Source organism: Acinetobacter defluvii (assembly GCF_001704615.3).
Taxonomy (GTDB): domain Bacteria; phylum Pseudomonadota; class Gammaproteobacteria; order Pseudomonadales; family Moraxellaceae; genus Acinetobacter; species Acinetobacter defluvii.
Genome location: NZ_CP029397.2, coordinates 1314323 through 1326835, shown reverse-complemented (window position 1 = coordinate 1326835; position 12513 = coordinate 1314323). Strand labels below are relative to the sequence as shown.

The following is a 12513-nucleotide window of genomic DNA, read 5'->3' as shown; positions in this document are numbered from 1 at the left end:
ATTGATCTTTGCTAAAATTGAAAGATTGACTGAATGATCTCCCTATCGCAGATAAATTACCTAGCTAAACTTTAAAATTCTCAAAAAGTACGATCCTTTTAAAGCTGCGTTTATATTTATACTGCTTTGATAAAGTGTGAGAATCTACATCCTCCTCATTTCTATTTAATTTAAGGTTTTTATTTTTTATGAATATGACTGAAATCATGGCGAATATTTCCAACCATACACCAATGATGCAGCAATACTTAAAAGTAAAAGCCGAATATCCACATTCCCTCATGTTTTATCGCATGGGGGATTTTTACGAATTATTTTTTGATGATGCACAAAAAGCAGCCAAACTATTAGGGATCACACTCACGCATCGTGGCAAAACCAACGGCAACCCGATTCCAATGGCAGGCGTCCCTTTTCATGCCGCAGAAGGTTATTTGGCTCGCTTAGTCAAAAAAGGCGAAACCGTTGTGATCTGCGAACAAGTCGGTGAAGTTACAGGCAAAGCCCCGGTTGAGCGTGCTGTGGTACGGATTATTACCCCTGGAACATTAACTGATGATGCCCTATTAACTGCACATCAAACTTCCAACTTGCTCGCACTGTGTATTCAACAAAATCAAATGGGTATTGCGCTGTTAGACTTAAGTGCTGGTATATTTAAAGTACAACAGCAAGTCTATAAACCTGAACATCTACCTTTAGAATTGGCACGTTTGATGCCAAGTGAAATTTTAATTGATGAGGATTTGGTAGATACGCATATTATTGAGGCGATTAAAAAACAAATCGAATGTCCAATTACCAAACGTCCAAATGTTGATTTTAATATTAACAATGCACAGAAAACTTTATGTGATCAATTTGCTGTGTCAACCTTATCTGGTTTTGGGATTGATCATTTACCTTTAGCCAAAGCAGCTGCGGCATCGTTAATTCACTACGCCAAAGAAACTCAAAAAACGGCTTTACCTCATATTCGCTCGCTCAAACTTGAGCAAAGTAGTGATTTTATTGCGCTTGATCCAGTGACACGCCGTAATTTAGAAATTATTGAACCGCTATTTGAACATGGAACTTCTTTATTTTCTTTGATCAATGACACGCAAACTGCAATGGGTGGGCGCTTACTAAGTCGTACCCTGATGCAACCGCTGCGTGATACTGCAATTTTAGATGCACGTTTAGACGCAATTGATATCTTACTCAAAGGATATCATGAAGCGCCTGTTCGTTTGGTTTTAAAAGAAATTGGCGATATTGAGCGAGTTTTAAGTCGAGTCGCTTTGGGCAGTGCCCGTCCACGTAATTTGGTACAATTACGTCAAGCATGTGCACAAATTCCATTTTTAAGACATGCCTTGCAACCGATTTTAAAACAAGCAAAATCAACTGACTTATTACAACAACTTAATCAAGAACTTGGTAATTTTAACGGCTTACATGCTCGCTTGATGTCAGCGATTGTGGAAAATCCACCTGTTTTGTTGCGTGATGGGAATGTGATTGCTGAAGGTTTTGATAGCGAACTGGATGAACTACGTAAAATCCGTGATCATGCTGGACAATTCTTGATTGATTTAGAAATACAAGAACGTGAAAATACGGGCATTAATACTTTAAAAATCGGCTATAACCGTGTCAGTGGTTATTATATTGAATTGACCCGTGCGCAAGCTGAGCAAGCACCTGAACATTATATTCGCCGTCAAACTTTAAAAAATGCAGAACGCTATATCACGCCTGAACTCAAAGCCTTTGAAGACAAAGTGTTATCCAGTGAGTCCCGTGCTTTAGCGCGTGAAAAAATGTTATTTGAAATGCTCTTAGAAGAGTTACGTGCGGATATTGCCAATTTACAGATGATGAGCAGCGCCATTGCTCAAATTGATTTAGTGGCAAATTTCGCCCATCAAGCACGTTTAAACAATTGGAATCGCCCTGAGTATAGTCCTGAGATCGGCGTAAATATCATTGGTGGTCGCCATCCTGTAGTTGAGTCTTTAAGTAAAACACCTTTTACTCCCAATGATACCCAACTAGATTTTAATCATCGTATGGCGATTATTACGGGTCCCAACATGGGTGGTAAATCGACTTTTATGCGTCAAACAGCGTTAATCAGCTTACTCGCCTATTGTGGTAGTTTCGTCCCTGCAAAATCAGCCCAACTTGGACCAATTGATCGCATCTTCACCCGTATCGGTTCAGCCGATGATTTATCTTCAGGAAAATCAACCTTTATGGTGGAGATGACTGAAACTTCACAGATTTTACATCATGCCACCAATCAATCCTTAGTCCTGATGGATGAAGTCGGTCGTGGTACAAGCACTTACGATGGCTTATCTCTCGCTTGGGCGTGCGTGCTTGATTTGACCAAACGCATTAAATGTTTATGTTTATTTGCGACACATTATTTTGAGCTGACTGAACTTGCTAAAGAAAATGCAATTGATAATTATCATGTCACTGCCAAAGAACTCAATGGTAATCTAATTTTATTGCATAAAGTACAGAAAGGTCCCGCTAGCCAGAGTCATGGTCTACAAGTTGCAAAACTGGCTGGTATTCCTGAAAGTGTAATTAAAGAAGCACAAAAACGCTTAAAAACGTTAGAGAAACAGCAACATCAGCAAATAAATCATACTGTGCAAAATGATTTATTTACAGATATACATGGCGAACCTGAAGTGATTGAAAAAATCATTGAAATTGAAAAATCTTCTCCAGTATTGGAAGCACTTGCTCATATTGAGGTAGATGATTTAACACCTCGTGAAGCATTGGCTCAGTTGTATCAACTCAAGGATTTATTAAAAAGTCAATAGATTTATAAACTTAGATCAACAGACCTATTTCTTCTAGGTCTGTTGATCCTTTTCATTTAACTGACTTTGGCTTCAGTAGGTTGATGTTGATACTGCTGTTTTAGCTCTCGTTTTAAAATCTTCCCACTGGCATTTTTGGGTAAAGCCTCCGCAAAATGTACCATTTTTGGCATTTTATAAGCAGATAAATGCTGTGCACAAAACTCAATAATCAATTTTTCTGTTAAATACTGATCAGGATGTAAAATCACAACAGCTGTGACTGCTTCAATCCAGCGTGGATGCGGTGTTCCAAACACAGCAACTTCTTTCACAGCATCCATACGATAAATAACTTCTTCTACTTCACGTGTTGAAACATTTTCCCCGCCTGATTTGACCATATCTTTAATACGATCGACCACAAAAAGATAACCTTGTTCATTAAAATAACCGAGATCGCCACTATGAAACCAACCATATTTAAAACTTTCAGCATTCTTTTCTTCATTTTGATCATAGCCTTGGGTCAAATGCACACTGCGATGCACGATTTCACCCACTTCACCTTGTGGCAAAATCTCTCCATCTTCTGCCATAATTTGGGTTTCCACATTAAATGCGGGTCTACCCACTGAGTCTGCATATTCAAAATGATCTTCTGGATGTAACACGGTGGCTACAGGCGCCATTTCTGTTTGCCCATAAAATTGCCAAAATCGAATATGAGGCAATTTTTGCAATAACTCCTCAATCACTGCTTTAGGCATAGCAGATGCACCATAATAGGCTTTGCTTAATGAGCCCAATTCTGCTGGATTAAATTTTTCAGAGTTGAGCAAAGCGATCCAAGCTGTAGGTGGACAAAATAATTTGGTAATTTTTTCTTTGGCAATGGTATCCAATACCGCTTCTGGATCAAAACGCCGAAAAATATAACTGGTTGCCCCTAAAATTAAATCAACATTTAAAAAAGCATCCAATTGTGCGCAGTGATACATCGGAAAAGCATGAATTTCTCGATCATTTGAGCTCATCTGCCCTTCTACCATACAACTGGTATATTGCGCCATTAAGGCTTCACTATTTAGTAGTACACCTTTTGGCAAAGACTCTGTGCCACTGGTATACATCATGCGGATTGGCTCATGTGCATGCAATTCTATCTCAGGCAACGTAATCTCTATATCCTGTAAAAACGTATCAAAATTTTGCCACTGTGCTGCAACATTTGATTGATTTAAATCAATCACCACTTGCTGGGGTGGTATGAAATCAGTTTTTATCAATGCCCGCTCCATCACAGTGCATAAGCTATCTTCAACGACCACCATTTTCGGTTGTGCATGTTGCAATAAATAATTCACTTCTGCTGCATTCAACATAAAGTTAATCGGTACACTGATCACCCCAAGTTTGGCTGTCGCATATAAAATCGCTGGAAATTGCCAACAATTATGCGAAAAAATCATCACTTTATCGCCTTTGCGCAGACCTTGATCGTATAAATGCATCGCAATTTGCTCAACACATTGATGAAATTCTTTAAAACTCATCTGATGTTCGTGATCAACAAGGGCGATTTTATTTCCAAAACGTTGTGCACTACGTGTGGGAATATCAGCAATATGCATACGGCGGGCACGTTGAATATCATTTTGAATCATGTTGCAAATCCTTTGCAGCTTTAGAGTTATTAATCTTAAAATTTTAAATGATTGAAAACAGAAGCCTCTTTCTTCTTTTTTGAACAAAAAGAAAAATTTATTCTTCTATTTATCGAATCTATCACTGTTGGATTTTTAAACAAGCCAACTATTTCTCATTTTTAAACAAAAAATTAGTCTATACAGTTCAGTTTTTAATATTTTTAGAACTTAACGATTGACACACTACAAAAAAATAAGAAATAAGCAGTATAAGGAATCAATTTAATCATACCCTATGCGTCTGATCAGCATGGTAAGAAAGTATTAAAAAGCATGAGAAATAAGCCTTCATGCCTTTTATTCATTGAATAATACCAAACTTCAGATTTCCATATCACATAACGATTCCGTTAATTCAAACGGTAAGATTGCACCACGCTCATCATAAATATGGTTCACTTCACATTTAGAATCTCATTGGCATTTTAATTACGTTTTTTACTTTGATTTTGCATGATGAACACAGAAGTTTCATTCATCTTACATCTCTCGTTGGATCATGAGTTTATTCAACGCCAAAGTGAGAGATAAATATTTAGCGTCATCAAATGACATTTTCAAACAAATAAGCAAACGTCTAAATTTAATACAATTTATTTTTTAGCTCTATGATTATTTTAACTTTAGTTTTGATACTAAAAAATATATTTCAGTACAAAACCATCCGAAAAACGCTTAATTAAGCGAATGTAGAATGTAGAATGTAGAATGTAGAATGTAGAATGTAGAATGTTATGACGAAAAAAAACCTGTTGTAATTAACAGGTTTTTTTAGAATCTTGGCAGAGGATCAAGGACTCGAACCTTGACGAACGGTTTTGGAGACCGTCATGCTACCATTACACCAATCCTCTATTGCAGATTATCAAGTTTTTATTCCACTTAATAATACTTGGTGGGGACGGAGAGACTCGAACTCTCACACCTTGCGGCGCTGGAACCTAAATCCAGTGCGTCTACCAATTTCGCCACGTCCCCAATGGCTGTGTATATTATAGAGATCATTATCATCTGACAAGCCCTTTTTTCAAAAAAAGAAGCTGTTTGTTTAAATATAAAACAAAATCATATGTCTTCACTTTTCGTTTAGACAATTTGGCTTAATACTTGTTTTATTTGATAAATATTTATACAACGTTGAGAGAGTTGCTTGTTTAACATCTGCTCCAAGATTTCTTCCAATACTGAAAATGACTCAGGTAAATAAATTTTTAAGTTTTGACAATGCAAATATGCCCACTCTTGGTAGGTTGTGGCTTGTAGTTTTTCTTGGTTCAACCACTCCAGCCAAATAATCCCTAGAGCATAAATATCGCTTTGTACCGACTTGGGCTTTGCATGAAAAAGCTCAGGAGCCATATAACGTGGCGTTGCTGTATTTAGCATATTCGTCACATCATCAAAATGGGAACTTTGTTCAAAATCAATTAAACGAACCTCATCATTAAAAAGCCTGAAATGTTCTCTTTTCAAGTCCCCATGAATAAACCCCAATTCATGTAAATTTTCCAGCACCCCCACGCTTTGTTTTAACACTTGCATCACGTTAGAAAATGCCATTTCGAAGGGATTTTTAGCAAAAAGTGCATCTGTATGTGCTACACATAATTCTTGATTTAAATAGCTAGCATGATTTGGCTCGTTATTACTTATATCTGAAATCGAAAAATCACACAAAATATTTTGATCAGGTAATGCTAAAGAGTTTAATCGTGTATATATTTCTAATTCATTTAAAAAACCACGCTCATATTCTGTACTCACATGGGCAAGTTGACGTTTGAGCCAAGATTTACCCATGCTATTTTCTACACAATACACTCTACGCCCAAAGCTTTGGCTTCGAGCAGAATTCAGTGCTTTACCTAGTGATTGTTTGCTCATATCTCAACGGTTTGTGCTGATGTTGATTTATTTTTAAGACTAAACTCTAATAACTCTAAACAGTGTTGAATCGTCTTACCAATCCGTGCGTGGGTTTCAATACTTGAAATTTTAGGCCAAGTCGCTCTCTCACCCTCTCTTTGTAATAATTGAAATAACTCTGGACGAGGGTTTTGCAACATATATTGATAATGTTTCAAACTATAATTTCCAATGATATTTACATCACCATAGTAACGTTGATCAATAATGCCATAGCCATGCTCTAAAAGCCTGCGGACTGATGGAATACGCCCCATACGATCCCGCGTAAAATCCATCACATCCATCGCAATGGTTTTACCGTGTTTACGTACAATGCGCTCTGGCCAACTAAGTAAATCCTTTCTAAAGCGTTTAGTATCGGTTTGCATAAATGGGACAATGTGTGGATTGACCTGACTGGCAATGGTGTAGTTGATGTTATATAAACGTGACATTTTCTCTTGTGGGAAATCACTGCGCACACTGCCATCGACCCAACGTGTGCTCGCAAGATAAGGTGTATGCACCGTATCATAACGCTTTCCTGTTAAACGTACTGGCGGAAATAAAATCGGAACTGCACAAGATGCCAGCACAGCACTCCATACCAACAAATCGGGTGCGGTATATTTGTTCATAATACGTGCATCTTCATGTGAAACATTATAGGGTGCAACACTGATATTAATATCTAAACCAGATTTTTGATAGGCTTCTTCAAAGCTAAGATCTCCCAAATTTTCAACCAAAAATTTCTTCAAATATTTAACATCTGCAAAACCACCATTCCCCTTGAGCAACTCTTTTAAACTTCTAAAATGAAAAGCCTCACTATAAAAATGCTCACCTGATAAAATGTCAGGAATTTGACTTGGTTCGGAGATTCCTAGCATTGCCGTCATAATTGCACCCGCGCTTGAGCCAGAGATGACTTTCGGCATGAGATCTTGTTCCATTAATGCTTTACACACTCCAGTATGGAACAAACCCAGCGTTGCCCCCCCTGAAAACATAATTGCAGGATGTCCATACACCATTTCACAGTTTTTAAAAAATTCAATTTTTTCTTTTAAACTTAAATCTTCACATGCCACAGAGGCCACAAATGCTAAGCTTTGACTGACCTCTTCAACATAATCTTCAATCAGTTTTTTAGTCCCTACATAGGTTTCTGTAAAAAGCAATGGATGGGCGATATTGGCAATATCGTGGCTTAAACCTTCACTTAAAATATAAATTAGATCGGCTGTACGCTTTTGATGGCGATAACGTCTTAAAATATTTAAGCGATGCGCAATAATTTCAGAGTCAAAATAAGATGAACTATTATCATATTTCCATTCTTGTGTACCACTTTCCTCATCGAGCTTAAGTGCGACTGCCTTCCACTCTTCATAATTTTCAGCGTGCTGAAGTTGCCTTTTTAATTTTTTTATACGGTATGCTTGATGTGGGTTGAGATCATGTTTAAATTCTATGTTCATTTTTTAGCATGGTCCTATAATCCGACTCTAAAAATAGAGTACATGTTTCATTCACTATGCTGAATATTTTTTAGAGAAGCAATTCCTCAAAGCGATTATTTCTTGACTAGAATGTTCATTTTTACTACAGCACATTCACAGTCAAAGGATTCTAGTGCTAATATCTCATCAAATGATAATTTTTAGTGAATATTTATGGCATCTTTTGATTTACCTCATTCTCTGATCCAATCACTTTCAACCGTGCTTGAGCAACTTAAGCACGTACTCCCTGAACCAAAACAAGAAACTGATTTTTCTGCACCTGCTTATCGTTGGCAAGACAAACAACTGAAACCGATTTATCAACCCAAAGCAATGCACTTAGACGATTTAAAAGGCATTGAACGCCAGCGTGATAAAATTTTGCAAAATACAGAACAGTTTTTAAATGGGTTTCCAGCCAATGATATTTTGCTCACAGGTTCTCGTGGGACGGGTAAATCGTCCATTGTACGGGCTTTATTAACCAAATATCGTGATCAAGGCTTGCGTTTGATTGAAATTGAACGTGATGATTTATCTGATTTACCTGAAATTCAAAAAATTATTGAAAATCGCCCTGAAAAATTTATCGTATATTGTGATGATTTGGCATTTAATGCAGAAGATGAGAATTATCGAAGCCTAAAAAGTGTTTTAGATGGTTCATTACAGTCAGGTTCAAGCAATTTTATTATTTATGCGACCAGTAATCGCCGCCATTTATTGCCTGAATTTATGCATGAAAATACCCCTGTCACCAAAGTCGATGTTCCTCAATATAAAGAGTTACACCCGCAGGAAGCAATTGAGGAAAAAATTTCTTTATCAGACCGTTTTGGATTATGGTTGTCTTTTTATCCCATGGATCAAAACCTGTATTTAGAGATCGTTGAGCACTATTTAGCAAAAGAAAACATGCCTTTCGATGATGCAACTCGTGCTGAAGCACTACGTTGGTGTCAAAGTCGTGGACAACGCTCTGGTCGTGCAGCGTATCAATTTTCTAAACATTGGATTGGTTCAGAGAAATTAAAAGCCTTATGAGTTCGATGAAATTATGATTTACCTAGAGCTATAAATAAGCTAAATAAAAAAGACCGCATTTTTATGTGGTCTTTTTTTATGGCATAACAAAATTATTTAAATAAAAATAATAACTCATAAAACTTGCGATCAGTGTTAACCAGACAGGCAGTTTCGTTTTTAATAATAAAATCACCATCATGACAAATACCACATCCAACCATTGCACAATATATTTTTCAGTCATTTGTATGATCAAGCACAATAATAAACCCACCACTGCGGCATTGATTCCTTGAATAGCTTTATAGATTTTTTGCTGTTGCATCAACCAAGACCAATAGGGCAAAGTTCCAAAAACCAATACAAATGAAGGCAAATAAATCATGATGGTCGCAAGACTTGCATTGATTAAAATCGATGATGTAAACGGTAATAATGCCCCCAAATAACTGGCAAAACTAAACAAAGGTCCTGGCATTAACTGTGCAATCGCATAACCTAAATCAAATTTTTCATTTGAGATTAAACCTGTCGCAACAAAATCCTGATGCAATAAGGGTAAAACAATATGTCCACCACCAAAAACCAAAGAGGCTGAGCGATAAAAACCTGCAAAAGCTTGTATAAATAATGATGGATGTACATGATTTAAAATAGGAAATAATAAAAATGGTAAAGCAAATAAAATTAACCACAAATAAGCTTTAGAACTTTTTAGTTGAAATTGGGTATTTTTAACCTCATTTTGCTTGGGTTTTTCTTGCGCTAACAATAATCCTAATAGTGCAGCAAGCAAGATAACAATAATTTGATTGGCAGATAATGGCACAGCATAAATAAAAACTGCTGAAAATAACATGACAATATATTGCCAAACATGATGACAAAGGCTGCGTAACATTTGCCAAAATGCCCAAAATACCACAGCCAATACAATTAGTTGAATAATATGAAAAAAGTATAAATTTAGGTTTTCAAAAAAATATTGTCCCAACCATGCTGCGCCTGCCATCAAGATCGCAGAAGGTAAAGTAAAACCTAACCAAGCACAAAATGCCCCTGAGTAGCCATTTTTTAAATAACCTAGGGTGATCCCTACTTGACTACTGGTGGGTCCTGGAATGATTTGCGCCAATGCCAAAACTTTAAAATATTCTTGCTCATCCAACCAAGATAACTTCTTGATCAAATAATTATGAAATAAAACAATATGTGCTGCAGGTCCACCAAATGCAATGCAGCCTAACCTTAAAAAGGTCATAAAAATATAAAAATTTGAAAACTTATTTTGGGTGATATTGGACATAAAAATAATTCAATCAGGCGAATAACCGTGTTATTTCACTTTGAAATAACATGGTTATAGAATAATTTAAATACTTAAGGGATTGGTTTTAAATCTAAACCATCCACAATATAGAGCGTATTTCCATCAATCACTTTTTTATCTTTATCTAAATATTTCTGCTCAAGCACGCCTTTATTGACCCAAAGTGCAAAATCATCATCATTAATTAAAGCCAAACGCTGTTGATCAATTAACCATAAACCTTCCATTTTGTCATGGGGAAATTTAACTTGCTGATTCATGTCTAAAGTTAAGATTTTGCTAGGCGGTACAATATTCAGAGCTTTCAAGCCATCCCAACCTTTTGCTAAAACATATTGCTCTAAAGTTAACCCATCAATAGTCAATCCTAGTTTCTGATCTTGTTTAATTTGCGCAGTTTCTTTGACCTCTTCTAAATTGGTCGCATGACGTAGATCGATTTTATAAACACGCTTAAAGACATCTGGATTGTCTTTATAAAAATCGCCATCACGTTCAAGTACTAAGAATGAAGTATTACTTAAAGCGGTAATCGCAGAGTTAGAATATGCCTTTGCACCGCCCTCTTGTTTATACAGATATTGTTTTATGACTTTGCTCGCCAAATCAATCGTCACGATACGGGTTAAGTCCGATTTATTTGTGCTACTGTCAGGATTATCCATTGTGGATTGCATAATTCCGACCAGTGTCTTGCCATCAGGTGTGATGGTTAAACCTTCCATACCACGATTTGGACGGCGCTTTGAAAATTCAGCAGGTAACAGATACCCTCCAATACGGCGATTATCCTCTGCAAAAGCATTGATACGGTCTATTTCTTTACCTGTCGCATCATAATGTACAATGTGCGGACCATATTCATCACTCACCCAAAATGTACCATCCGTTAATGCCACGATTCCTTCAGGATCTAAACCATATTCATCAGTTTGTTGTTGGAGGAGTTTTCCATACCTATCATAAGCCGCTTCTTTGGTCGCACCAAAGTTGAGATTAGGCAACCCTGTGATATTTTTGCCTGTGCGATCTTTTAATAAAATTTCTTTGAGTTTTTTGACAGTACCATCGCTTTGTACTTCAAACAAACCAATGCGTGGCGTATAGCTTGGATCTGGGAACATTTTCCCATTGTCTTTATTTAAATTATAATCTGCATTTGGACCACGATCTGTCAGTGCATAAAATTGATTTTTTTCAGTTGGATGAGCCACCAAGTCTGAACCAAAACCTCCACGACGAAACTCGATGTGATTGCCTGCTTTAGCACCGTCTACGATGCCTTTAATGTCCATCACTTCATAATTTAAACGCACGCCATGGGCAAATACATTTTCTGTTAAACACACATTTTCTGTTTTTTGAATTTCATTTGTATCTAACTTACCATTCGCATTTAAATCCAAACCACTCGATTTAGCAGTTCCACCCAACCAGCAATTTTTATCTGCAAATTTAAGTGTTTGCTCAAGAGTTAATGGCTTTGATGGTTCTGGCTTTGTTGAATTAGTATTTGTATTATCCTTATCATTTCCACACCCGACCAAAATCATTGTCGTTAAAATTGAGAGCGCCAAAAGCTGTTGTTTCATTGTTGTTTTTCACACTGATAAATTGTGTTTCGATGCTAATGGGCTTCAATGACAAATCTATGAAATTTTTATTTTTTTAAATATGTTCAAATTGTATTTTGCTTATTTTTCAAAAATATCACTTTTGAATCAAGATTCATTTCATAATTTCAACAATGCAGAACTTCAATCGACTTTAAACTAAAAATCATACTCCAATACAACATGATCACAATGAATATTGAGAATTTTAAAGAAATTATTCCCCCCTTCTTTTGGGTAAAACATGAAAATAGCTGCTCTATATGTTTAAGTGATTTAAATTTCCAATCGCAAATTTTTCAAAGTCGTGTTGATGAAAGTGTCGAAGGCAATGGTTATGATTGGGCATCATTGGCTAGTATTTATGTAGACAAACAACTTCCTGAGATTGGTTGAGATTATTAAATTTGATCCTGAAGCAGAAATGTTTTGTGCTTATTCAAGTGATGCTGAAGCATTAAAGAAATTTACGCCATTTTTAGACAGGCTTTAGATAAACATGAGTTTATGATTGAAATATTTTCAGATACAGATTTAGATTAAGCACTTTATTTCGCTTCCATCATTGAATTTTAAAAGAGGCATTTCGCCTCTTTCTAGCATCTAAAAAAC

At 36.4% G+C, this 12513-nt stretch carries 9 protein-coding genes and 2 tRNA genes; 4 read left to right on the top strand and 7 right to left on the bottom strand.

The window, feature by feature from the left end:
- Positions 1-188: 188 nt before the first annotated feature.
- Positions 189-2828: a DNA mismatch repair protein MutS gene (gene mutS / locus DJ533_RS08630; RefSeq protein ID WP_065992090.1), complete on the top strand. Its 2640-nt coding sequence runs from the start codon at positions 189-191 to the stop codon at positions 2826-2828.
- A gap of 56 nt (positions 2829-2884) precedes the next feature.
- Here the strand turns inward: mutS and DJ533_RS08625 are convergent, their stop codons facing one another.
- The 5 genes from DJ533_RS08625 to DJ533_RS08605 form a co-directional block, all read right to left on the bottom strand.
- Positions 2885-4474, bottom strand: coding sequence for a fatty acyl-CoA synthetase (locus DJ533_RS08625; RefSeq protein WP_065992088.1), 1590 nt, complete (start codon positions 4472-4474; stop codon positions 2885-2887).
- Positions 4475-5296: 822 nt separating this feature from the next.
- A tRNA-Trp gene (locus tag DJ533_RS08620) sits at positions 5297-5370 on the bottom strand.
- 39 nt (positions 5371-5409) lie between these two features.
- Positions 5410-5494, bottom strand: a tRNA-Leu gene (locus DJ533_RS08615).
- 108 nt (positions 5495-5602) lie between these two features.
- Complete coding sequence (locus DJ533_RS08610) at positions 5603-6400, bottom strand: protein kinase domain-containing protein (RefSeq protein WP_065992086.1); 798 nt, start codon at positions 6398-6400, stop codon at positions 5603-5605.
- Entirely contained in the window at positions 6397-7908 is a 1512-nt protein-coding gene (locus tag DJ533_RS08605) for a DUF3336 domain-containing protein (RefSeq protein WP_065992084.1), read from the bottom strand. The genes DJ533_RS08610 and DJ533_RS08605 overlap by 4 nt, the downstream gene beginning before the upstream one ends.
- Before the next feature lie 195 nt (positions 7909-8103).
- On the opposite strand from DJ533_RS08605, the gene DJ533_RS08600 reads away from it, so the two are divergent.
- Positions 8104-8976: an ATP-binding protein gene (locus DJ533_RS08600; protein WP_065992083.1), complete on the top strand. Its 873-nt coding sequence runs from the start codon at positions 8104-8106 to the stop codon at positions 8974-8976.
- Between the two features lie 76 nt (positions 8977-9052).
- On the opposite strand, the gene chrA is transcribed toward DJ533_RS08600, so the two are convergent.
- Positions 9053-10264 (bottom strand): chromate efflux transporter, encoded by a 1212-nt coding sequence (gene chrA / locus DJ533_RS08595; RefSeq protein WP_065992082.1) that lies wholly within the window; start codon positions 10262-10264, stop codon positions 9053-9055.
- Positions 10265-10338: 74 nt separating this feature from the next.
- Positions 10339-11880: an esterase-like activity of phytase family protein gene (locus tag DJ533_RS08590; RefSeq protein ID WP_065992080.1), complete on the bottom strand. Its 1542-nt coding sequence runs from the start codon at positions 11878-11880 to the stop codon at positions 10339-10341.
- A gap of 213 nt (positions 11881-12093) precedes the next feature.
- On the opposite strand from DJ533_RS08590, the gene DJ533_RS18795 reads away from it, so the two are divergent.
- Positions 12094-12297 carry an Imm51 family immunity protein gene (locus tag DJ533_RS18795; protein WP_215900547.1) on the top strand — a complete coding sequence of 68 codons (204 nt, stop codon included), beginning with the start codon at positions 12094-12096 and terminating at the stop codon, positions 12295-12297.
- A 28-nt stretch (positions 12298-12325) separates the two neighbouring features.
- On the top strand, positions 12326-12394 hold the full coding sequence (locus DJ533_RS19160) for a hypothetical protein (RefSeq protein WP_407647745.1): 69 nt from the start codon (positions 12326-12328) through the stop codon (positions 12392-12394).
- Positions 12395-12513 lie beyond the last annotated feature (119 nt).